19 protein-coding genes are annotated in these 22,029 nt (G+C 63.9%); 16 read left to right on the top strand and 3 right to left on the bottom strand.

Annotated features, from left to right (window positions below):
• Window positions 1-3 precede the first annotated feature (3 nt).
• From porU to IC234_RS04765, 3 genes are all read right to left on the bottom strand, one after another.
• A complete protein-coding gene (porU, locus tag IC234_RS04775; RefSeq protein WP_190922717.1) occupies window positions 4-3,984 on the bottom strand; it encodes a type IX secretion system sortase PorU in 3,981 nt (1,326 codons plus the stop codon).
• A 208-nt stretch (window positions 3,985-4,192) separates the two neighbouring features.
• The gene (locus IC234_RS04770; protein ID WP_190922716.1) at window positions 4,193-4,921 is read right to left on the bottom strand and encodes a CDP-alcohol phosphatidyltransferase family protein; all 729 of its coding nucleotides are present in this window, start codon (window positions 4,919-4,921) and stop codon (window positions 4,193-4,195) included.
• A 61-nt stretch (window positions 4,922-4,982) separates the two neighbouring features.
• On the bottom strand, window positions 4,983-5,636 hold the full coding sequence (locus IC234_RS04765) for an MBL fold metallo-hydrolase (protein WP_190922715.1): 654 nt from the start codon (window positions 5,634-5,636) through the stop codon (window positions 4,983-4,985).
• A gap of 180 nt (window positions 5,637-5,816) precedes the next feature.
• Between IC234_RS04765 and IC234_RS04760 the strand changes: the two genes are divergently transcribed.
• From IC234_RS04760 to IC234_RS04685, 16 genes are all read left to right on the top strand, one after another.
• On the top strand, window positions 5,817-6,893 hold the full coding sequence (locus IC234_RS04760) for an NAD(P)/FAD-dependent oxidoreductase (protein WP_190922714.1): 1,077 nt from the start codon (window positions 5,817-5,819) through the stop codon (window positions 6,891-6,893).
• A 195-nt stretch (window positions 6,894-7,088) separates the two neighbouring features.
• Window positions 7,089-10,361, top strand: coding sequence for a PD40 domain-containing protein (locus IC234_RS04755; protein WP_190922713.1), 3,273 nt, complete (start codon window positions 7,089-7,091; stop codon window positions 10,359-10,361).
• Between the two features lie 144 nt (window positions 10,362-10,505).
• On the top strand, window positions 10,506-12,038 hold the full coding sequence (locus tag IC234_RS04750; protein ID WP_190922712.1) for a right-handed parallel beta-helix repeat-containing protein: 1,533 nt from the start codon (window positions 10,506-10,508) through the stop codon (window positions 12,036-12,038).
• A gap of 56 nt (window positions 12,039-12,094) precedes the next feature.
• Entirely contained in the window at window positions 12,095-12,763 is a 669-nt protein-coding gene (locus IC234_RS04745) for a heme exporter protein CcmB (RefSeq protein ID WP_190923414.1), read from the top strand.
• Between the two features lie 15 nt (window positions 12,764-12,778).
• Window positions 12,779-13,534, top strand: coding sequence for a cytochrome c biogenesis protein CcsA (ccsA, locus tag IC234_RS04740; RefSeq protein WP_223827498.1), 756 nt, complete (start codon window positions 12,779-12,781; stop codon window positions 13,532-13,534).
• Entirely contained in the window at window positions 13,524-13,769 is a 246-nt protein-coding gene (locus IC234_RS04735) for a CcmD family protein (protein ID WP_190922711.1), read from the top strand. Before ccsA (IC234_RS04740) ends, IC234_RS04735 begins: the two co-directional genes overlap by 11 nt.
• A gap of 98 nt (window positions 13,770-13,867) precedes the next feature.
• The gene (locus IC234_RS04730; protein ID WP_190922710.1) at window positions 13,868-14,299 is read left to right on the top strand and encodes a cytochrome c maturation protein CcmE domain-containing protein; all 432 of its coding nucleotides are present in this window, start codon (window positions 13,868-13,870) and stop codon (window positions 14,297-14,299) included.
• 145 nt (window positions 14,300-14,444) lie between these two features.
• Window positions 14,445-15,533 carry a hypothetical protein gene (locus IC234_RS04725; protein ID WP_223827497.1) on the top strand — a complete coding sequence of 363 codons (1,089 nt, stop codon included), beginning with the start codon at window positions 14,445-14,447 and terminating at the stop codon, window positions 15,531-15,533.
• Between the two features lie 13 nt (window positions 15,534-15,546).
• Complete coding sequence (locus tag IC234_RS04720) at window positions 15,547-15,972, top strand: nucleotidyltransferase substrate binding protein (RefSeq protein ID WP_190922708.1); 426 nt, start codon at window positions 15,547-15,549, stop codon at window positions 15,970-15,972.
• 2 nt (window positions 15,973-15,974) lie between these two features.
• The gene (locus IC234_RS04715; RefSeq protein WP_190922707.1) at window positions 15,975-16,304 is read left to right on the top strand and encodes a nucleotidyltransferase family protein; all 330 of its coding nucleotides are present in this window, start codon (window positions 15,975-15,977) and stop codon (window positions 16,302-16,304) included.
• A 14-nt stretch (window positions 16,305-16,318) separates the two neighbouring features.
• Window positions 16,319-18,925: a cytochrome c biogenesis protein CcsA gene (gene ccsA, locus IC234_RS04710; RefSeq protein ID WP_190922706.1), complete on the top strand. Its 2,607-nt coding sequence runs from the start codon at window positions 16,319-16,321 to the stop codon at window positions 18,923-18,925.
• Between the two features lie 88 nt (window positions 18,926-19,013).
• Window positions 19,014-19,808 (top strand): Rossmann-like and DUF2520 domain-containing protein, encoded by a 795-nt coding sequence (locus IC234_RS04705; RefSeq protein ID WP_190922705.1) that lies wholly within the window; start codon window positions 19,014-19,016, stop codon window positions 19,806-19,808.
• Window positions 19,809-19,877: 69 nt separating this feature from the next.
• Entirely contained in the window at window positions 19,878-20,213 is a 336-nt protein-coding gene (locus tag IC234_RS04700; RefSeq protein ID WP_198978578.1) for a 2Fe-2S iron-sulfur cluster-binding protein, read from the top strand.
• A 102-nt stretch (window positions 20,214-20,315) separates the two neighbouring features.
• Window positions 20,316-20,552 carry a Fe-S cluster assembly protein IscX gene (iscX, locus tag IC234_RS04695; protein WP_190922704.1) on the top strand — a complete coding sequence of 79 codons (237 nt, stop codon included), beginning with the start codon at window positions 20,316-20,318 and terminating at the stop codon, window positions 20,550-20,552.
• Between the two features lie 145 nt (window positions 20,553-20,697).
• Window positions 20,698-20,892, top strand: coding sequence for a cold-shock protein (locus IC234_RS04690; protein WP_046244217.1), 195 nt, complete (start codon window positions 20,698-20,700; stop codon window positions 20,890-20,892).
• A gap of 128 nt (window positions 20,893-21,020) precedes the next feature.
• A complete protein-coding gene (locus IC234_RS04685; RefSeq protein ID WP_190922703.1) occupies window positions 21,021-21,956 on the top strand; it encodes a geranylgeranylglycerol-phosphate geranylgeranyltransferase in 936 nt (311 codons plus the stop codon).
• The last annotated feature ends 73 nt before the right edge of the window (window positions 21,957-22,029 follow it).

Here is a 22,029-nt window from a genome sequence, read left to right as displayed (position 1 = left end):
GGATTAATTGAGGATGACGAGTTTTTCGTATTTCGACGCCACCGTGCCCTTGCGCTGCGAGCGCACGCTCAGGCGGTACACGTATACGCCGCGGGCCAGCTGGTCGTCGTATTCGTCGCGGCCGTTCCAGACGATGCCGTTGTCGTGGGGCTTGTTGTGCGGGTCGGTGCTGGAAACGGTGGCCGTGAGCGTGCGCACCAAGCGACCCGCCACCGTGAAGATTTGCACCTGCACGTCAAGCTCATCGGGCTCGCCGCCGGCCAGGTTGTGGTCGAAGAGGAACGTAGTCCGGGTAGCAAACGGATTGGGGTAGTTCAGCACGTGGTCGAGGGCCAGCTTTTCGTCGGTGGCCACCACAAACTCAATGTCCTTCTCGGCCGAGTTGTTGTACGTGTCCCAGGCCTTGAGCGTGAGCGAGTGCGGCCCATTGGCCAAGTCCTTGAACAGATTGGTCACGCGCCCCTCGCGGAAGTTGCCCACGCTCGACACAAAGCTCTCGTTGAGCACCAGCAGCTTGCTAGCGTCGTGGTCGATGATGGCCGTGATGTCGTGCCCAATGCCCGCGCCCGTGGTGTTGATGCCGCTCGAATCCTTAAGTTGGGCCAGCAGCGTAGTATTGGGCGCCGTCAGGCCCCCAAACACGAACCGCTCGTTGTCCATAAACAGCGTAATGTCCGGCGGAATGGTATCCTTCGGAGCATTCAGAGTGGCGCCGCCCACCTGCTTCAGCTGGTAGCCGTTCGCGTCCACGCGGTTGGTGGGGTCGGAGGCGTACAGGCTGACTTTGCCCAGCCCCAGATTGTAGTTGATGTCTTTGGGCACCACAAACATGAGGCTGAACTCGCCGTTCACCACGTTGGCCTGCCCGGCATACACCACGCTTTCCTGCACTTGTACGTCGCGCGGGGCATCGGCGGGGTTGGCCCCCATCTCATCGCCCAGGGTTTTCACCGTGGTTGGCTTGTCGAAGATGGTGACCTGCGCGCGGCCGGTGAAGCCCGTGTTCGGAGCGCCGCCGTTGAGCACGCGGCCGTGCACCCGCACCCGGGCCAGGGCCTGCAGCACCGGCGCGGGCTGCCAGCGGCCCGCCACTCGCTCGTTCACGCTGTCGAGCACCACCGTCTGCCGGGGGTAGGCCAGGGTCATGCTGGGGTCAGCCAGCAGCGTGTAGTTGCGGTTGTTGAGGTCGGCCACCAGGCCGGGGCCGTGAAAATCGTTCTTGCTCAGCATCACCACGGTGCCAATGGCGGGCATTTTGCCGTTGAGGGGCTGCAGCACGCGCCGGAAGTAAGCATCGTTCAGGCCGGCGTTCTGGCCGGCGTCCACCACGCGGGTGGTCGTGAACAGGCCAATGGCGCCCCCCCTGTCGTTATCGGTGAGGGCTTGCTCGCCGGCCGAAGTAAAATCCGGGTTGTCGAAGGCGCTGAAGTCGCAGGTGCCCGTGGTGAAAAAGGTCAGGTTGTTGGTATTGCGCAGGGCCATCACCGACGCGTTGGTCAGAACCTGCTCGTCGGCCCAGCCTTTGGGGCCGCCGTGGCCCAGGTAGTTCACAATGAGCGAGCCCTGCTCCATCGACTGGTCGATGGCGAGGTTGGCAGCCGACGAGCGTTGGCCGGCCGCCACGGCCTGTTGCGGATACAGGTCGAGGTATACCTTGTGCACGTTGTAAACCGGGGCCGTGGTTTGCACAATGTTGGCAATGTTGTCGGAGCCCTGCGTGTTGTTGATGAACAGATTGCCTTCGCCGTCGTCCGACACCAGCGTGATGCGGTTGCGCCACTTACCATACGCGGGCACCGCGTCGTAGCTGATGATTTTATCCACCATTTTCTCGGCCTGGCTGATGATGTTCGATTTGCCGGGAGGCATGCGTACCGGCAGGCGGCCCACGCCAATGTCGAGCAGCTCGGCGCTGGCCGACTCGGCCCATTCGCCCTCGTTGTCGTCGAGCAGGGCGAAATAATCGTCCGACGCGTAGCTGACCCCACCGAAATAGGGCGCCAGCGACTCGCGCGACTGATAGGTGGGCACGTAGTTCTGGTTGAAGGCGTCGAAATCGGCACTGGCGCGGAACGGCACGCGGTTTTTCCACCAGCCCGGCTCAAAGTTGGGGTCGTTGTAGGGGTCCGATTTGTAGTCGTACGAGGCGTCGCCAAACAGCAGCAGCTGAATTTGCTTGCCCGCCGGCGACCGGTCGTAGAGCTGCTTCACAAAGTCGCGAATGGCCGTCACGTCCTGTCCACCCGAGCCGTACTCGTTGTATACCTGCGTGGTGGTCACCACGGCCGTGCGCAGCTGGTCGTGGCTGGCGCGGTGGTTGGCCAGACGGGTGGCCGGGCCCATAAAGGCCGGGTGCGTCACAATCACCAGGTCGACCAGAGCCGCCGGGTTGGCGTTGAGGGCGTGCAGGTTCTGGTTGCTGACGGGGCCAAATTTTCGCACCTTTTTATCAAATGCGCCATTTTCGCGGAAAGCCACAAACTCGCGCAGGGTGTCGGAGGGAGCCACGAACCGGTTGTTGGCGTCGAGGGCTCGCAGCACGGGGCGCCGGGGGTTAGTCACGTCCCACACGGTGGCGCCTGCGCCGTTGTCCAGCACGTACTGGTTCAGGCGGCCCGCCCCGACGTTGCTGAGCGAGCGAAACTCCAGCAGGTTGTCGGCCGGCAGCTTAATCTGGCGCAGGGCATTGACTTCGAGATAGTCGAGGTAGCCGTTGGCGCTGGGGTCGGCGCTTGAGAAGGTCAGCTCCACATCCAGCGACGTGCCGGGGTTGGCCAGGTACAGCTGCCGGGTAGCGGTAGCCTCGGTGGCCACCGGCCAGAACGCCTGCGCCACCAGCGGCGCCAGGGGCTGGTTGCCCAGGCTGCTGCCGTTGAGCGTGAGCTGGAAGTTGCTGGCGGCCGAGCCGCTGGCCAGCAATGACGACGTGACCTGCACCGGCGAATTGGGCAACAAATCCGGAATGGGAACGGTGCTGAACGTGAACTTCTGCACGCTGCCCGTGCGGAAGCCCTCGCCCACCCAGTTGCGCCCCGAGTGCAGCAGGTTCACCAGGTCGTGCTCGTAGAAGGCCCGGTACATAAACGACGTGACGACGGTGGGCGTGGTGCCGGCCGTAGGGGCCGGAGCAGTGGGCACGCGCAAGCCGGGCCGGTTGTCGACCGTCACGAAGTAGTAGGCCGTATCGGTGTAAATGTTGTTGCGGTGGCGAAACACGCCGCCATCGGCGGCCCAGGTGTGCGGGCCGGGCGAGTAGAACAGGAAGTACTCGTTGGCATCGAGCGTCGCGTCGTTGTTGCCCACGAAGCGGATGTTGTTTTCCGCCAGGTCGTCGGGGCGCGGCACGGCACTGGCCTGCGGCAGAATGCCCATGGCATTGCCGTAGAGGTGCAGGTTGTTGGGGTTGATGTTGCCCGAAATGCCCAAATCAGCCAGGGCGGCTTTGTCGAGCTTGTACACGCCGCTTTCGGCCACGCCCAGCTTGTACCAGTCGCCGCTACGCAGCACCGATTGGGGGGCGTATACGTGGGCAGGCGAGGCTGTGCCGCGGGCGGCCACGGCGCTGCCCGGCGAGTAGCGGTAGTCGAAGGATACCAGTCGCTCGGGCTGGCCGGTCTGGGGGTTGCGGCGGGCGGGACGCAGGCTGAGGAAGGTCACCGTGCGCTTCATTTCGGTGCCGGAGCGCAGCTGCGGGTCGGGCCCGGTGGGCAGCTTGCTGGCGTCGAAGAGCTTGGCGTCGGCGTCGGCAAAGGGCTCATACACCAGGTTTATCAATTCCCCCTGGCTCACGGCGCCCCCGCTCAGGCGCATGCTGTACCAGCCCACCTGCTCATTCGGCACAGGTTGGGCTTCGCTGAAGGTGGGCACCTTGCGTTTGCGGGCGCCAGTGCCGGGCACCTCCGCGTAGCCGCCCCACCTAATGTTGCCATGGGCGGTGAGTTGACCGCCCGATTGAGCGCGCGCCGGCATGGCCGCCTCCCACATACACCCAACAAACGCAACGAAGAGGAAAAAAGGACGCATACACGCTATGTTTTTTAACACCTGCTTTGCCGTAGGTGGCTCACCGTCTGGTGGCCTCGCAACAGCACGGCCGGGCCTCAGGTTCACCCGGCAATGCCATCATAACAATCAATTACTCTAATTATTGCAGTAGACTGGTCGGCAATGTTCCGATTTGTGGAGGGCCGTACTAGCGCGCGGCCGTTTTGGGCACCGAAAGCAACACGTACAGCAACACCACCAGCGGCACGGCCGCCGCCCGCAGCGCTAGCAATAATCCTGCCGCCAGCAGTAAAAACAGAAACCGGCGCCGGTTGTCGGCCCAACGCAGGTTCTTAAACTTGAGGGCAAACAGCGGCAGCTCGGCCACCAGCAACCCCGAGAGCAGCACCGCGAGCCCCAGCAGCACCAGCGGGTTCAGCACCACCTCGCGCAGCCCAAACTGGTCGTAGGCCAGAATGAGGGGCAGCGAAGCCACCACCAGCGTGCACGCCGGCGTGGGCAGGCCAATAAAGGAAGTCGTCTGGCGCGTGTCGTTGTTGAACTTAGCCAGACGCAGAGCCGAGAAAATGCTAACCAGAAAGCCCACGTAGGGCACGTAAGCCCAAAATCCGACGGACGCGGCCCCGTCTGTAACGCCGTTATCAGCTAGCTGAGCAGCTTGCCCCAGCAGCGTAAACAAAATAGCCCCCGGCACCACCCCAAACGACACCATGTCGGCCAGCGAGTCTAGGTCTTTGCCAATGGCCGACGACACGCGCAGGGCCCGGGCCACCAGCCCATCGGCAAAATCGGCGGCGGCGGCGGCGGCCACAAACCAGGCGCCCGTTTCCAGCCGTCCGGCAAAAATGTTGGTGAGCGCCAGGCAGCCGCAAAGTAGGTTGAGGCAGGTGATGGCGTTGGGCAGATGTCTTTTCAAAATCAGTGAAGAATGAGAGATGAGGAATGCAGGATGGCAACGGACAGGACTTGTTCCTTCCTCATCCTTCATTGCTCAATAAAAACGGATTAGCGCGGCGCTCTTCGCCGATGGTAGTGGCCGGGCCGTGGCCGGGGTACACCACCGTGTCGTCGGGCAGGGTCATGAGCTCGGTGGCGATGCTGTGCAGCAGTTCGGCATGGTTGCCGCCGGGCAAATCGGTGCGTCCGATGCTGCGCTGAAACAGGACGTCGCCCCCGATGACCGTGGCCGTGGGCTGGTGGTAGAACACCACGTGGCCCGGCGCGTGGCCCGGCGCAAAGCGCACTTCCAGCTCGGTCTCGCCGAAACGCACCGGCTGGCCCGCCACCAGCTCGCCGGTGGGCTCGGCCGGCTGGTACTGCGGAAAGCCGTAGTTGGCGGCATAAGTAGGCACGGCCCGCAGCGTAGGCACGTCGAGGCGGTGCAGCAGGAAGGGCGTGCCCGGCCAGGTGCTGAGCACAAACTGGTTGCCGAGCACGTGGTCGATGTGGGCGTGGGTGTTCAGCAACAGGGCCACGTGCAGGTTGTTAGCGTCGAGGTAGTCGCGCAGGGCCTGCTGCTCGGCGGGGGCGTAGCAGCCGGGGTCCACGATGGCCACCTGGCGCGTGGCCTCGTCGATGAGCAGGTAGGTATTTTCGGCGAATGCGTTGAACGTGAAACCGGCGACCGTCATACAAAACAGGGTATCTGAGCAAGGCGAAAGGTACGGCGCTTCGCTTTATGCCGCTTTGCTTGCGGCGGAAGGAGGGTGAGAAACGAAGAATTGCGGCCGTCGGTCATCCTGAGCATGCTTCGTTCTTCCGTAAGCAGCGCGTCATTTCTCATTAAGCGCAGCGTCATTACCTTGCCGGCCATGACGGACTGTGATTTTCTGGTAGTAGGCCACGGCATTGCCGGGGCTACGCTGGCGTACGTGCTGCGCCAGCGGGGGCACCGCGTGCGGGTGTACGACCCCGGCCAGGCCAATTCCGCCTCCAACGTAGCCGCCGGCCTCATGAACCCCGTGGCCGGCAAGCGCTTCGCCCTCTCGTGGCGCGCCGCCGAGTTGCTGCCCTTTGCCGGCGCATTCTACCGCGAGCTGGAGCAGCGCTACGGGCAGGTGTTTTTTCACGAGGTGCCCATTTTCAAGCTTTTCAACTCCGTTGAAGAGCAAAACGCCGTGCTGGCCCGCAGCGCCGACCAGCCCTGGGACGGCTTCGTGGCCGAGCTCACCACCGCCGACCCGCACTTGCCCGGCGTGCACGCGCCCTTTGGCGGGGCCTGGCTGCGCGGCGGAGGCCACGTGGCCGTGCGCGAGCTGCTGGCCGCGCTGGCCGCCGAAGGCGCCCGCGACGGCTGGCTGGTGCCCGAAGCTTTCGACTGGAGCCAACTGACCTGCGACGCAGCCGGCGCTACCTACGCGGGCCGGGTGCGGGCCCGCCACGTGGTGTGCTGCGAGGGCGCGGCGGCCGTGCGCAATCCTTACTTTGGTTGGCTGCCGCTCACGCCCAACCAAGGCGACGTGCTAGATGTGGAATGTGCCGGCCTGAGTTCGGCCCAGGTGCTCAACCGCGGGGCCTACGTGGTGCCGCTGGGCGAGAGTCGCTTCCGGGTGGGCGCTACTTACCGCTGGCCGCCGTTTGCCGACGGGCCCACGGCCGTGGGGCGCGAAGAGCTGGCCGCCCGGCTCAGCGTCATCACCGACCTGCCGTTTGCGGTGGTGGGCCAGCGGGCGGGGGTGCGGCCCGCCGTGCGCGACCGCCGGCCGCTGCTGGGCCCCCACCCTACCGTGCCGGCGCTAAGCTTTTGCGGCGGCTACGGGTCCAAGGGCGTGATGCTGGCCCCGCGGCTGGCCGTGCTGCTGGCCGACTGCCTGGAAGGCCACGCCAAAATATGGCCCGATGCCAGCCTGCAGCGCTACAACGCCCTGCGGCCGGTTGGCGTAATTTGACTACTATTGGGGCCGGGCCCGATGCGGGGCAGGCAGGCCGAAATTCCGATGCGCAGAGTTGGAACATTTTTGCGCTAAATGCCTTTACTTCAATTCACCCGGTTGGGCCGTGGGCCGGGCGGAACCTTTCCCGGCTCCTGCGTACTTTTTAGCGTTACCGCGGACGAAAACCCGCTTTTGCTCGTTGCCTCTGTTATGACCATTCCCCTATTTGCGAAGCGCGCGCTCGGAGCCCTGGCGCTGCTGCTGCCGTTGCTCAGCCCCCTCGGCGCCCGGGCCCAAACGGCGCAGGAGCCCTTTGGGCGGGTGCGCGTGCAATACAAGCAGTTCAACTGGCAGCAGCTGAGCACTCAGAATTTTAACGTGATGTACTACGAAGGCGGCCAGGCCAGTGCCCGCCGGGCCGCCGAGTACGCCGAAAAAGAGCTGCAGCGCATCACCTCGCTCATCGGCTATTACCCCTACTCCAAAACCACGCTGCTGTTTTACAACTCGGTGGGCGACCTGCGCCAGAGCAACATCGGCCTCACGGCCACGCTGCAGCAGGTGAACGGCGGCGAAACCCCGCTGGCCCGCATGAGCAAGGTGCAAATCGCCTTCACCGGCCAAGAGACCGAGTTTAAGCGCGAGCTCAGCACCCAGATAACGCAGGTGCTGCTGAACGACATGATGTACGGCGGCTCGCTGAAGGAAGTGCTGCAAAGCAGCTACCTGCTGCAGCTGCCCGACTGGTTTATCGGCGGCGCGTCGGCGTACGCGGCCGAGGGCTGGAGCGTGGACATGGACGGCTACATGCGCGACATGACCAAGCAGTACCCCACCGGCACCCGCACGGCCCCGTTTTTCCTGCGCAACTCCACGCTGGCCGGCCAAAGCATCTGGAACTACGTGGCCGAGCGCTACGGCTATACCACCATCCAGAACATTCTGAACCTCACGCGCATCACGCGCGACATTGAAGTGGGCATCAGTTCTTCGCTGAACGTGCCCTTTAAGGTGTTTTTGAAAGACTGGCTGGCCTACTACCGCGACCTGAACGGCCAGCCCGTGGCCACGCTGGTGGAGCCGGACAAGAAATTCCGCCAGGGCGGCCGCAACCGCCACGCCGACGTGTTTTCGCAGCCCATCGTGAGCCCCAACGGGAAATTTGTGGCCTACGCGCAGAACGAAGGCGGCCGCTACCGCGTGATGGTGGTGGACCGCGACGGCCGCCACCGCCGTATCCTGAGCCGCGGCGGCTACAAAACGCCCGACCAGCAGATTGAAACCCGCCTGCCCGCGCTGGCCTGGCGCGGCAACTCGCAGGTGGCCGTGGCCGAAATGAGCCGCGGCGAAATGACCCTGCGCCTGCGCGACGCCGACGGCCGCGGGCTGGTGCGCCGCGTGCGCGAGGCCATTCGGTTTTCGCGGCCGGCGTCGCTGTTTGCGCCCTACGACCAGATTCTGAGCATGAGCTACTCGCCCGATGGCAAGGCCTTGGTGTTTAGCGCCGTGCGCAACGGGCAGAACGACATCTACCTGCTACGGGCCGGCAGCCGGAAAGCCGAGCAGCTCACCGACGACTTGTTCGACGACGTGCAGCCCGTGTTTTTGCCCGGCGGCCAGGGCCTCGTGTTCAGTTCCAACCGCTACCTCGACTCGGCGGGCCGCGCCCGGCCGGCCACGTTCCAGAACGTGGTGAACAACTACGACCTGTTTGAATACCACCTCGACGGCCGGCCCATTCCGGTGGAAACGCTGGTGAGCACCATCTCGAACGAGACGCGGCCCCGGGCCATTTCCGACGAAGAAATCATGTACCTGGGCGAAGAAAGCGGCGTGCGGGCCCTCTACCGCTACTCGCTCAAAACCAAGCAGCGCACCATCCTGACCAACTGGCTGCCCAACACGCAGGACTTCGACTACAGCCCGCAGACGTCGGCGCTGGTGTTTGTGGCGCCGGCCCAGGCCCGCGACATCCTTTACCTCTACCCCGAATACCCGCTCACGACGTCGTATCCGCTCACCAAAACCGCCCGCCAACAAACGCTGGAGGACCGGTCGGCGCCGCCGCGTGCGGCCGCCGCGCCCAAGCCGGCTCCGGCCCCCGCCCCTGCTCCGGTAGCCGGGGCTGGCGTGGCCGACACCACGGCCGCCGCGCCGGGTGGCCCCACCCGCAAGGCCGCCAGCGGCACCGTGAACACCAGCGACTACCAGTTTGAGGAAGACGAACCGGCGCAGCCCTCGCAAACCCGGCGGCGGCGCCTGACGCCTACGGCCGCCTCCACGGCCGCCGCGGCCGCCTCGCAGGCACTGGCGACTACGCCCATTAGCGGCCCGTTCCGCTACGACACCCGCTTCATGGCCGACAACGTCTCGACGGCTCTGTACATGGACCCGCTGCTGGGCCTGGGCCTGCAATTCAAGGCGGCGCTCACCGACGTGCTGGAAAATCAGCGCATTGATGCCAGCCTGTTTGGCTTGTTTGATTTGCGCACCAGCAACATCCGGGCGCAATACACCAACCTCACGCACCGCTACGACTGGAGCGTGGCTTACCAGAAACAAGCCTACTTTTTTGACCTGAGCGCGGGCCGCTTCCGTTACGGCCGGCACGAGGTGGCGCCCAACATTGCCTACCCGCTCACCCACAACCTGAGCGTGCGCGGCGGCCCGCGCTTCGTGAACATCTCCAGCACCCAACTCGGCGATGCCTCGACCGAAAACGACGTGAGCACCAATTACGTGGGCTACAACGGCGAAATCGTGTTCGACAACAGCATCAACACCGGGGTGAACATGGTGGTGGGCACGCGCCTGAAAGCCGGCGTGCTGAACCTGACCAACATCAACGACAAGAGCCTGAGCTTTGGCAAGTTTGTGGTTGACCTGCGGCATTACCAGAAAATCAGCCGCGCCATCGTGTGGGCCAACCGGGCCAGCTACGGCCAGTTTTTCGGTCCCCGCGCCCAGGTGTTCCGCATCGGCGGCATGGACGACTGGTTGATTAACGCCGAGTACACCCAGAGCCGCTTCCTGCCCACCTACTCGGCCGCCGACCAGGTGATGAACCAGGAGTTCGTGACCAACCTGCGCGGCTTCAACTACAGCGCCCGGAGCGGCCCGCGCTACGTGCTGTTCAACAGCGAGCTGCGCATTCCCATTGTGCAGTATTTCGCGCGCCGGCCCATCTATTCGGGCTTCTTCCGCAACCTGCAGCTCACCGGCTTTGCCGACGCGGGCACGGCCTACTCCGGCACCAACCCCTTCGGCCTCGACAACTCGGCCAACACCGTGAAAGTGGTGCCCTCGGGCAACTACTTCTCGGCCACGGTCATCAACTTCCGCAACCCCTTCCTCGTGGGCTACGGCGTGGGTGCCCGTACTTCCCTGCTGGGCTTCTACGGCAAGATGGACGTGGCCTGGGGCCAGGAAGATTACGTGACCAAAGGCCCGAAATTCTACTTCACGCTGGGCTACGATTTTTAACAGGCATTGCTTAGCAGCCAGCGTGTAGCCGCCGGTTGTTTCAGGAAGGCTCCTGGCTTGATTGCCGGGGGCCTTTTTTGCGTTTGCGGCTGCTCACGGCTTAAATTCCGTTATTTGCATATCTCCACCCCCATCCTTTTTGCTATGAAAAACCTGCTACTTTCCGGCTTGGTGCTGGCTCTTTCGGCGTCCAGCGCATGCGCGCAATACCAAACGCCCGGCACCGGCGTGCGCTGGACGCTGGCCCAGCTGGCCGCCGCCACCGGCTCCAACGTGGTGCTGACCAGCCCCGGCGTGTACGCCGTGAACGGCAACCTGCGCCTGAGCCCCACCGATACGCTGACCATCACGACCAACGCCACGCTGCGCCTGGCCGCCGCCGCTCAGGTGAACGTGGACGGCGTGCTGCTGGTGAACCCGCGCGACTCGGTCAAAATCACGGCCCAGGCGAGCACAGCGCCGTTTCATAGCTTCTGGTTTTCGGCCACCAGCCAGGGCTCGCGGCTGCGCAAAACCATTGTGGAGTACGGCGGCGGCATCAAGACCGTGGACTGCGACCTGCTGCTCGACAGCTGCGTGGTGCGCTACCAGGTGTCGCGCATTGGCACCGTCAATACCAACAGCGGGGCCATTAGCCCCTCGGGCGGCGCACCGCGCATCCTCAACTGCCGCATCTACGACAATGCCCGCTCCGGCGTGCTGAGCCCGGCCAACCGCAACACCTCGCCCGTCATCCGCAACTGCGTGTTTCGCAACAACGACACCGAAAACGGCAACTACCCACAGATTAACCTGGGCATTGGCGGCGCCACGCCCATCGTGATTGAGGGCTGCCGCGTGCTGGGCGGGCCGTACAACATGGCCGGCGGGGTATCGGTCTCGAACCTGCTGGGGGCCGCGGGCACCACGCAGGTTATCATTCGCCAGAACCGCATTGCCAACAACCGCTACGGCGTGGCCATGCTGGGCTCGGGCATTCAGGCCGTCATCACCCGCAACGTCATCGAAAACAACAACATCAACCCCAACGCCCAGACCGGCGGCAGCGGCATCAACCTGCAGGGCAACGCCACCCTCACCGGCGTGGCCAGCCGCAACGTGCTGCGCGGCAACCTCTGGGGCGTGACGGTGCTGCGCACCTCCAGCACCTCTGCCAACCCCGGTCCCAGCATGAGCTTTGGCGATGCCAGCAGCACCGACAGCCTGAACGTGGGCCGCAACCTGCTCTACAACAACGGCAACGGCGGCCAGGTGTACGACTTCTACCTGAACATGCCCGACAACATGATGGCCCAAAACAACGACTGGGGCACCAATTCGGCCGCCGTGGCCGAAAGCCACATCGTGCATCAGGTAGACCAGCCGGCGCTGGGCCTGCTCAATTTCATGCCGATGCGCGCCACCATCGTGCTGGCGGCCCGGGCCGCGGCGCAGCCCCTGAACGTGTCCGCTTACCCCTCCCCCGCGCAGGGCACGCTGCACCTGCAGCTGCCGGGCAATGCGCCGGCCACGCTGCGCCTGCGCAACCTGCTGGGCCAAACGGTGTGCACCACCCTGGCCTTGCCCAGCAATGGCCAGTGCGCTTTGCCGTTGCGGGGCGTAGCCGCCGGTCTCTACGTGCTGGAAGTGACGCAGCAGGGCCAGTCGGCCAGCGCAAAAGTGGTGGTGGGGGAATAATCCAGGGCGGGTCGGGCGTATCTTTGCGGCCTGAAATACCCCCTGCTGCCGTGCCCCTGCTCCGCGAAATCACCACCCTGCTAGCCAAAGACTTCCGCCTCGAATGGCGGCAGCGTGCGGCCTTGGGCGGGCTGTTGCTGTACGTGGGCAGCACGGTGTTTGTGTCCTTCCTGAGCTTCAGCCTGCGCGGCGGCACGCCTCCGCCCCCGGCCTGGAACGCGCTGCTGTGGGTCATTCTGCTGTTTGCCGCCATCAATGCGGTGGCCAAGGGCTTTATGCAGGAGAGCGCAGGGCAGCGGCTGTACTACTACACGCTGGTGCGGCCCCAGGCCGTCATTCTGGCCAAGATGCTCTACAACACGCTGTTGCTTACGGCAGTGGCGTTGCTGGGACTCTTTTTGTACACGGTTTTTCTCGGCAATCCCATTCAGAGCCCGGGCCTGTTTGTGGCCAACCTGCTGCTGGGCGCCGTGGGCTTTGCCACCACGCTCACGCTGGTGTCGGGCATTGCGGCCAAGGCCGGCGGCAACGGCGCAACCCTGATGGCCGTGCTCGGTTTCCCTATTATGGTGCCCATGCTGCTGCTGCTCATCAAGGTGAGTAAGAATGCCTTGGACGGGCTGGACTGGAGCGTCAGCCAGAGTTCGGTGCTCACGCTGGTGGCCCTGAACATGATAGTGGGCGCCACGTCCTATCTGCTGTTTCCCTTTTTGTGGCGCGGCTAATTTATTGATTTACTTATGAGTACAGCGGCAATAGTTGGTAGTGTATCCGGCGTGGTAATGACGGTAGCCGGCGTGTGGGGTGGCCAGTTCCTCATCGAGCAGCGCACGTCCGGCGTGGTGTGGAAGTCCCTCACGGTGCTGCTCCTGCTGGGTGCTTCGGCGGTGGGCATTCTGATTGCGGTGCCGCGGCTGCCCATCGTGAACGAGAGCATCCGAAACCTGTTTTTCCACGTGCCCATGTGGTTTTCGATGATTATGGTGCTGCTGGTGTCGGTGTGGTATTCCATCCGCTACCTGCGCAATCCGAGCGAACGGCTCGATGTGCTGGCCCACGAGTCGGCCAAAACCGGCATTGTGCTGGGCCTGCTGGGCCTGGCCACGGGCAGCCTGTGGGCGCGCTTCACCTGGGGCGCTTGGTGGACGCCCGACCCGCGCCTGAACGGCGCGGCCGTGGCCATGCTCATCTACGGCGCTTACTTGGTGCTGCGCGGCTCGTTTCGCGACGAGCAGCAGCGGGCCCGCGTGTCGGCCATCTACAACATTTTTGCGTTTGCGGCGGCCATTCCGCTGCTGTTTGTGCTGCCGCGCCTGAGCGGCCCCTCGCTGCACCCCGGCCAGACCGGCAACCCCGGCTTCAACCAATACGACCTCGACAACACCATGCGGCAGGTGTTTTACCCCGCCGTCATCGGCTGGATTTTGTTTGCCTTCTGGCTCACCCAGGTCAGCAGCCGTTTTGCTTTCCTGAAATTGAAACACGATGAAAATTAAGCTCTCGCCGCGCCCCGCGGTCCTGTTTCTGCTGCTGCTGACGCTGCTCTTCAACGCCGCCAACGCTTTCGCCCAAGCCACCGCCGCCGAGCCCGAAATGGCCGACAGCCTGCGCGCCAACGGCAAAATCTATGTGGTGGTGGCCGTGGTGGTCGTCATCGTAGCCGGCCTGCTGCTCTACCTCATTTCGCTCGACCGCAAGGTGAGCCGCCTGGAGGAACAAATAAAAAAATAGTAGGGCACCCGCCGCCCGCTTGCGCTGTTGCACAGGCGCACCCGGCCAGCCCCCCGGCAAGTCTTTTCACTCATTATCACTCTCACCATCTGCGGTCTATGAAGAAGTCGCACATTTTCATCATGGCCATCATTGCGGTGGCCGCCGCCATCATCCTCAGCACCACCGCCGATGCCAGCGTGTACGTTGGCTTTGGCGAGGCTCGCCAGCGGGCCGCCGAGGGCAACACCACCAAGGTGCACGTGGTAGGCAAGCTGCCGCGCGATGCCGCGAAGCAGCCCATGGGCCTGGAATATGACCCCATGACGGATCCCAACTACTTTGCTTTCACGCTGGTAGATACGCTGCACGTGGCCCAGCGCGTGGTGTACAACAACCCCAAGCCGCAGGACTTCGACGCCTCGGAGCAGGTGGTCATCACCGGCTGCATGAAGGGCAACGTCTTCATGGCCGACAACATCCTGCTGAAGTGCCCCAGCAAGTACGTGAAGAAGGATTTGAACCAAGGCGCCACGGCTTCGGTGAAGTAGTCCCGGGCTGTTGATTTATTCCCGGAACGTCATGCTGAGCCTGTCGAAGCATCTCTGCCGCACGAGTAATGCATTTACTACTGCGGCAGAGATGCTTCGACAGGCTCAGCATGACGTTCTTTTTTCTGCGGTTCGCTTGACGCTGTTGTTCCTTCTCGCCGCCTCCTTTGCCTCCACTGCGGCGGCCCAGGTGCCGAACGACAACATTGAAAACCGCCGCAGACTGCAAGTCGAGGAAGTCGTCACATCAAATACCACCGGCTGCACTGTGCAGCGCAGTTGCGTGGACGAGCGCCTGACCGGCAAGTGCATCGAGTACCACAACGACCAATGGTTTGAGTTTACGCCGAAAGCCTCGGGCCGCTACTTCATCAACATCGGTGGCCAAAAATGCCGCGACGTGCGCGGGGTGCAGCTCGTGGTGCTCACGGGCATGCCCTGCCAGCCGGCCACCTACCGCATCTTGAGCTGCACTTCGCTCGGCACGCAGGACGACGTGTTCGTAACGCTGGACTCGCTTCGTTCGGGCAAGCCTTACCTGCTGGACGTGGACGGCTACCTGAAGGACTTCTGCCAATTCTCCCTGCAGGTGAGCCGGCAGCCGGTGGGCATGCCCGTGAGCTATTTCCCGCCCAACCCAACCCGCGTGCTGCCCACCGCCAGCCACGTCGTGGAACTGACCTGGACCGTGCCCGACTCGCTGGCCGCCGCGCCCGCCTGCCGGGTGCTGCGCCGCGAGGTGCACCAGTACCGCAGCCGCGAAGTGCGGCTGGTGCCCGTGCAACGCGACACTTACGGGCAGCCCACCCTGACGTACACGATAACGGATACGCTGCCCGGCCCCGGCACCTACGACTATCAAGTGGTGACCACCCACGCCCCGGGCAGTCCGCCGCCGGCGCGGCTGCGGCAGTGGTGGTACGGCTACGGCGAAGCGCCCGCCGTGCCCGGCACCAGCCCCGCCCGCGCCGTGGTGGAGCTGCCGCTGCGCAAATACCCAAACAAAGCACGGCTGTCGGTGGTCGTTACCAACCCGGCCAGCGGGCAGGTGCTGCTTTCGCGCCAGCTCGTCAACCAGCCCGCCGACCGGCGGCAGGCCGAGCTGCCCGTGCGCAAGTGGCAGGAAGCCGGATTGGAAAAAATTGCCGTCGAAATCACGTGTCATCCGCCGCGGGGCGCCTTTTTCACCGATAAGTTGTTATTAGCCCTGCCAGCTCCGGCGGCGCAGCGGTAAATTTGCCTTTTCCATGACAACGCTCGACTCTTCTCTGCTCACTCGCTGCACCCTGGCCCTCGACCGGGCAGTGGTGCTCTTGCAGCAGAGCGCGCCCGATTCGGTGGAGTACGAGTTGTATCGTTCGGCCTGCGTGAAGGAGTTTGAAATCATCATCGAGCAAACCGAAAAACTGCTGAAAAAGGCCCTGCGGCCGTATTTCGCTTCGCCCCGGCAGGCCGATGCGCTGGTCTACAAAGACCTGTTTCGGGCCGCGGCGCAGCACGGAGTGCTGTCCCTCGACGCAACCGAGCGGTGGCTGGTGTATCGCGACAACCGCAACACCACGGCCCACGACTACGGCGTCGGGTTTGCCGAAGGCACGCTGAAACTCCTGCCGCAGTTCGTGGCCGATGCCACGGCCCTGGCGCAACTTCTTCACGGCAAACCACTTTCCTGACCATGCTCGACCTTCGCCCGAAAGACCTGGCCCTGGTGCAGGCACTCGTTGCCCGGCACGTGCCGCCCGAAGTGGCCGTGTGGGCCTACGGCAGCCGCGTGAATGGCAACGCCCACGAAGGCAGCGACCTGGACTTGGTGTTGCGTGGCCACAACCTGACGGCTCTTCCGGTGCGCCTGCTCAACGAATTTCGCGAAGCACTCACGTACAGCAACTTACCTATTTTCGTGAACGTGCACGACTGGGCGCAGCTGCCGCCCGCTTTTCATCCCCGCATTTTAGCCCGCTACGAAGTGTTGCGCTCCGGCGCGGCGGTGGCGGTATCCGCCTGATTTATCTTTTGCTTATGAACTTATTAATTGGACAAATCGGCCACTTGAGCGTCATTTTGGCGTTTGCGGCGGCGCTGGTGGCGGCTTACGGCTACTTCCAGGCCTCGCGGGGCCGCGCCCTCGGCGACGAAGACCAGAGCTGGCTGCGGCTGGCGCGGGTTGCCTTTTTCGTGCACGGCGCGGCGGTGCTCTCGGTAATCGCATGCTTGTTCAACATCATTCACGCGCACCGCTACGAGTACTACTACGCCTGGAGCCACAGCTCCAACCACCTGCCGGTGGAGTACATGATTTCCTGCTTCTGGGAAGGCCAGGAAGGCTCGTTCCTGCTCTGGATTTTCTGGCAAGTGGTGCTGGGCCTGTGCATTATGCGCTTCAACCGCAAGTGGGAAGCGCCGGTGATGGCCGTGTTCAGCAGCGTGCAGCTGTTTCTGGTGAGCATGATTCTGGGCGTGGTGCTGGGCGGCGTGAAGGTGGGCTCGTCCCCGTTCATTCTGCTGCGCGAGTTCCTCACCGACCTGCCGGTGTGGAAAATGAACCCCGACTTCGTGCCCAAAGACGGCACCGGCCTCAACGCCCTGCTGCAGAACTACTGGATGGTGATTCACCCGCCCACGCTGTTTCTGGGCTTCGCGCTCACGCTGGTGCCCTTCGCTTTCGCCATTGCCGGCCTCTGGAAGCGTGAGCTCACCGCTTGGGTGAAGCCCGCCCTGCCCTGGACGCTCATTGGCGGCGGCGTGCTGGGCGTGGGCGTGGTGATGGGCGCCTATTGGGCCTATGAAACGCTGAACTTCGGCGGCTACTGGAACTGGGACCCGGTGGAAAACGCCGTGTACATTCCGTGGCTGGTGCTGGTGGCCTCGCTGCACGGCATGGTGCTGTGGCAGAAGCGCCGCATTGGCCTGCGCACCTCGTTCGCGCTGGTGGTGGCCACGTTCGTGCTCATTCTCTACGCCACGTTCCTCACCCGCAGCGGCGTGCTGGGCAACGCCTCGGTGCACTCGTTCACGGACCTGGGCCTGTCGGGCCAGTTGCTGATTTACCTCGGCGCCTTCACAGTGCTGGCCATTGCGCTGCTGGTGTCGCGCTGGAAAGAGATTCCGGTATCGCCCAAAGAGCTGGACGGCTACAGCCCCGAGCTGTGGGTGTTTGTGGGTGCCACGGTGCTGTGCCTGGGCGCGTTCCAGGTGCTCTACACCACCAGCATTCCGGTGTATAATGCGCTGATGGGCCTGATTGGCATCAAAACCAACGTGGCCCTACCCGCCGACCAGATTGCCCACTATTCCAAGTTCCAGCTCTGGATGGGCGTGGTGGTGGCCCTGCTCTCGGGCGTGGCCCAGATTATGTGGTGGCAGCGCAACAACCGCGAAACCGTCGTCAATTCCCTTACGGCGCCCACGCTGCTGGCCTTGCTGGGCACGGCCCTCACGGTGCTGCTGGTGCGCTACAACGGCCTCACCATTTCGCCCGCCTACATCGTGCTCACGTTGGCGGGTTTGTTTGGGGTGTTGGCTAATTTCGGCACCATCTTCAACCTGCTGCGGCGCGGGGTGCGCCTCTCGGGCGGCGCGGTGGCCCACCTGGGCATTGCGCTGATGCTGCTGGGCATCCTGGCCTCGGCGGGGTACTCGAATATCATTTCACGCAACGTGTCGGGCCTGCTCTATTCGCGGGAGTTCGACGAGGACCTGAACCGCGACAACGTGCTGCTGTGGCGCAACGAAACCACGCCCATGCACGGCTACCAGCTCACCTACACGGGCCAGTTTTTTGAGGTGCCCGGCGTGCCCGGCTACGTCGACAAGCAATTCCTCTTCCGCACCGACGACGACTACAAGGCCCTGGCCCGCGCGCCCATCGTCGTGGACGGCAAGACTTACTACAAGACGGGCGACACGGTGAACATCCTGCCCGAAAACACCTACTACCGCATCAATTATAAGGACGTGAAGTCGGGCGAGCAGTTTGCGCTCTACCCCCGCGCCCAGGTGAACGACGAGATGGGCGGGGGCGGCCTGCTGGCCTCGCCGGCCATCAAGAAGTTCTGGGGCCACGACATCTACACGCACGTGAGCTCGGTGCTCGACCCGCGCAAGGAAAAGCCCTGGAGCGAAGCCAAAGAAAGCGTGCTGAGCGTGGGCGACACCATTTTTCTAAATGACTACTTCGCCGTGTTCCGGGCCATTGAGCCGGCCCACGAAACCGCCGGCCTCAACCTGCAAAAAGGCGACCTCGCCCTGCAGGCCGACATGATTGTGACCGGCGAAAAGCGCCAGTACCACGCCCACCCGGTGTTCGTCATCCGCAACCGCATGATTGGGCGCGTGCCCGACGAGGTGGAAGACCTCGGCGTGCGCCTCACCCTCAACGCCATCGACCCCGAGAAGGGCAAATTCACCTTCGGCGTGAGCACCACCCAGAAAGACTACGTCATTCTGAAAGCCATGGAAAAGCCCTTCATCAACCTGCTCTGGAGCGGCACGCTGCTCATGGCCCTGGGCTTTGGCCTGAGCGTGCGCCAGCGCGGCGGCAAAGGCGCCGTGGCCCCGGAAGCCGCCGAAACCGAAGCCTCGGCGGAAACGGGCAGCCGCACGGCGCGGCCCCAGCCGGTGGGCTAACTAATTTTCTGAATACAAAAAAGCCGCTTCTATTGCAGAAGCGGCCTTTTTATTCCCTTCCGGCAGGACCTGAGCCGCCTCCTTTTCCATGTTAACTCGCCCTTTTACCCCTCTACGAATCGGTTTGCTTGGGGCCGGCCGCGTGGCCAGCCAACTGGGGCCCGCGCTAGTGGCGGCGGGGCATTCGGTGGCATTCGTCTGGAACCGCAACCACGACCGCGCGTCTGCATTAGCAGCGGAGTTGCCCGGCGCGCAGGTACTCGGTGACGTAGCTTCTCCCCTGCCGCCCGCCGACGTGTACCTGCTGGCCGTGCCCGATGCCGCCGTGGCCCCGCTGCTGGCCGCCACCAGTTGGCCCGAAGGCGCCTTGGTCGCACACCTGGCGGGTGCCCTGCCGCTCTCGGTTTTCGACGCGCAGCCGGCCGTTCGCGGGGGCGTGTTCTACCCGCTCCAAACCTTCAGCCCCGGCCGGGCCATCGACTGGCCCGCGGTGCCGCTGTGCATCGAAGCCAGCGGCATTGCGGCCGAAACCACGTTGCTGGATTTGGCCGGCAGCCTTAGCCAACGGGTGCTGCGCCTCGACTCGGCCCAGCGGCTGAAGCTGCACGTGGCCGCCGTGTTTGCCAACAATTTCACCAACCACCTGTTGGGCATTGCCGATGCTTTGCTGGCCGAGGCCCGGCTCCCGGCCGAATTGTTGGCCCCGCTGGTGCGCGAAACGGTGGACAAAGCCCTGGCCAACCCGCCCTTTGCGGTGCAAACCGGGCCGGCCGTGCGCCGCGACGCCCCCACGCTGGCCGCGCACGCGGCGGCACTGGCGGCGCACCCGGCCTGGCAGGCGCTCTATGCGCAGCTCACGGCCAGCATTCAGGCGCAGCTTTGATGCCGGGGCGGGAGGGAGTACCTTTGCGGCTTCAAACGCTGTGTTTTTTCGACTTATAAGTTTCTCGTTTTGTCTGTTCCCGCCACCACCATCACCTTCCAGTTCAGCGACGGCCAGCCGGCCCAAACCCACGTGGCGGCCCCCGGCGAGTCGGTGCTCGACGTGGCCCTGAACAACGGCATTCAGCTGCAGCACAACTGCGGCGGCGTGTGCGGCTGCAGCACCTGCCACGTGTACATCAACTCCGGCGGCGACGACCTTCCCGAAATTTCGGACAAGGAAGAAGACTTCATCGACCGCGCCGAGAACCCGCGCATCAACTCCCGCCTGGCCTGCCAGTGCGTGGTCGACAAGGACATGCAGCTCGTCGTCACCATTCCGCCCCAGCACTTCCTGGGCCACTAATTCTTGATGTGCTGATGAGGTGATTTGCTGATGTGCTTCTAAAAACATCACAAAGCAACCACCCAGCACATCAACACATCAACTCATCAGCACATCAACAGAATGACTCATTTCGAGCCGCCCATGCACTGGGCCGACCACGAGGACATTGCCATGGCGCTCTACGAGAAGTTCGGCGACGACTTCACCGAGGCCAAAATCTACCGCATTCGCTTCACCGACCTCATCGAGTGGGTGCTGAGCCTCGACAACTTCGACGGCACCCGCGAGCAGGCCACCGAAGGCCACCTGGAGCAAATCCAGGCCAAGTGGGTGTACGAGTGGCGCGACAACCAATAAACGGCCGAGCTAGCCGCCTCACGCGGCCAACCCGGCGCCGACTTCCCGCGTAAGCTGGCCTGAAGTGGGCTTTTACCCGCCGCTTCAGGCATTGCCGCAGCCTTTACCCGGGCGGTTTCCTTCCTTTCCATTATTCGTTTTTTGCATGAAAACCGGCATTATTAAATTTTTCAACGAAGCCAAAGGCTACGGCTTCGTGACCGACGACCAAACGAAAGAAGACTTTTTCGTACACGTAACGGGCCTCAACGGAGTCACGGTGCAGCAAAATGACCGGGTGGAATTCGAAACGCAGGAAGGCCGCAAGGGCATCAACGCCGTCAACGTTCGCAAAATCTGAGTCGCCGGCCACCGCAGTGGCTGGTGCCCCCAGCAAAAGCTTCTCCTTCCCGGAGAAGCTTTTTTTATGGCCCGGCCGGCCGGCCCGCCGCTGTGCCCGACCTTTGCACCTTGCCTGCCCGCTCCGCCATGCCCCCGCTTCCGCCCAAGCCGCCCACCGCCGCCGTGCCCTCGCTTCCGGCCGAGCGGCTGCGCACGGCCCTGCCCACGCTGGTGCGCTGGCCCAACCTGCTGATAATGCTGCTGTGCATGGTGCTGGTGCGGGCCGGGCTGCTGCTGCCGCAGGCGCCGCTGCGGGAGTCGTTGCTGGCGCCGCGCTTCGGGGCGCTGGTGCTGGCGGCGCTGCTGGTGGCGGCGGCCGGCTACATCATCAACGACTACTACGACGTGAAGATTGACGCCATCAACCGGCCCGACCGGCTGGTGGTGGGCCGCGTGGTGAACCGGCGCAAGGCCATGCTGGCCCACATGCTGCTGAGCGGCGCGGGCGTGCTGCTGGCCGGCTGGCTGCACCCGGTGCTGGGGCTGGTCACGCTGGGCACGGCGCTGCTGCTGTGGGGCTATTCGGCGCGGTTCAAGCGCGTGGCCTTGGTGGGCAACGCCAGCATTGCCACGCTCACGGCGGCGCTGGTGCTGCTGCCCGAGCTGCAATGGCAGCTGGCTCGCCACGACAGCCACAGCGTGGTGTGGCCCTACGCGCTGGCCGCCTTCTTGCTCACTATGGTGCGCGAGATTGTGAAAGACGTGGAAGACATGAAGGGCGACGCCCAGCACGGCTGCCGCACGCTGCCGCTGGTGTGGGGCGTGGCCCGCACCAAATGGGTCACGGGCTTTTTCCTGGGCTGCCTGGCGCTGCTAACCTTGGGGGCCACGGCCCGGTTGTTTGCGGGCGGCCACTGGCCGCTGGGCACCTGGCTGGTGGTGCTGGTGTTGCTGCCCATGGCCCAGCTGGTGCGCCTGCTCATTCGCGCCGACCGGCGCCGGCATTTTCATTACCTCAGCGCGTGGTGCAAAGGCATCATGCTGGCGGGCGTGCTCAGCATGGCGCTGGCCGGCTCGATTTAGATTGGTTGTCAGTTGCTGGTTATTAGTTGTCAGATTCTCTGAAACGGTAACCAACAACTGACAACCAGCAACT

This window comes from Hymenobacter armeniacus (assembly GCF_014699055.1).
Taxonomy (GTDB): domain Bacteria; phylum Bacteroidota; class Bacteroidia; order Cytophagales; family Hymenobacteraceae; genus Hymenobacter; species Hymenobacter armeniacus.
The sequence above is the reverse complement of the archived record's forward strand: the minus strand, read 5'-3'. Positions and strand labels throughout refer to the sequence as shown.

Bases quoted from the DNA above. Each gene is read 5' to 3' on its own strand.
- IC234_RS04730 (WP_190922710.1), top strand. From the start codon at position 13,868: ATGAAGAAGTCGCACATTTTCATCATGGCCATCATTGCGGTGGCCGCC.
- IC234_RS04685 (WP_190922703.1), top strand. From the start codon at position 21,021: ATGCCCCCGCTTCCGCCCAAGCCGCCCACCGCCGCCGTGCCCTCGCTT.
- iscX (WP_190922704.1), top strand. From the start codon at position 20,316: ATGACTCATTTCGAGCCGCCCATGCACTGGGCCGACCACGAGGACATT.
- IC234_RS04735 (WP_190922711.1), top strand. From the start codon at position 13,524: ATGAAAATTAAGCTCTCGCCGCGCCCCGCGGTCCTGTTTCTGCTGCTG.
- porU (WP_190922717.1), bottom strand. From the start codon at position 3,984: ATGTGGGAGGCGGCCATGCCGGCGCGCGCTCAATCGGGCGGTCAACTC.
- IC234_RS04720 (WP_190922708.1), top strand. From the start codon at position 15,547: ATGACAACGCTCGACTCTTCTCTGCTCACTCGCTGCACCCTGGCCCTC.
- IC234_RS04705 (WP_190922705.1), top strand. From the start codon at position 19,014: ATGTTAACTCGCCCTTTTACCCCTCTACGAATCGGTTTGCTTGGGGCC.
- ccsA (WP_190922706.1), top strand. From the start codon at position 16,319: ATGAACTTATTAATTGGACAAATCGGCCACTTGAGCGTCATTTTGGCG.
- ccsA (WP_223827498.1), top strand. From the start codon at position 12,779: ATGAGTACAGCGGCAATAGTTGGTAGTGTATCCGGCGTGGTAATGACG.
- IC234_RS04760 (WP_190922714.1), top strand. From the start codon at position 5,817: ATGACGGACTGTGATTTTCTGGTAGTAGGCCACGGCATTGCCGGGGCT.
- IC234_RS04765 (WP_190922715.1), bottom strand. From the start codon at position 5,636: ATGACGGTCGCCGGTTTCACGTTCAACGCATTCGCCGAAAATACCTAC.
- IC234_RS04750 (WP_190922712.1), top strand. From the start codon at position 10,506: ATGAAAAACCTGCTACTTTCCGGCTTGGTGCTGGCTCTTTCGGCGTCC.
- IC234_RS04755 (WP_190922713.1), top strand. From the start codon at position 7,089: ATGACCATTCCCCTATTTGCGAAGCGCGCGCTCGGAGCCCTGGCGCTG.
- IC234_RS04690 (WP_046244217.1), top strand. From the start codon at position 20,698: ATGAAAACCGGCATTATTAAATTTTTCAACGAAGCCAAAGGCTACGGC.
- IC234_RS04715 (WP_190922707.1), top strand. From the start codon at position 15,975: ATGCTCGACCTTCGCCCGAAAGACCTGGCCCTGGTGCAGGCACTCGTT.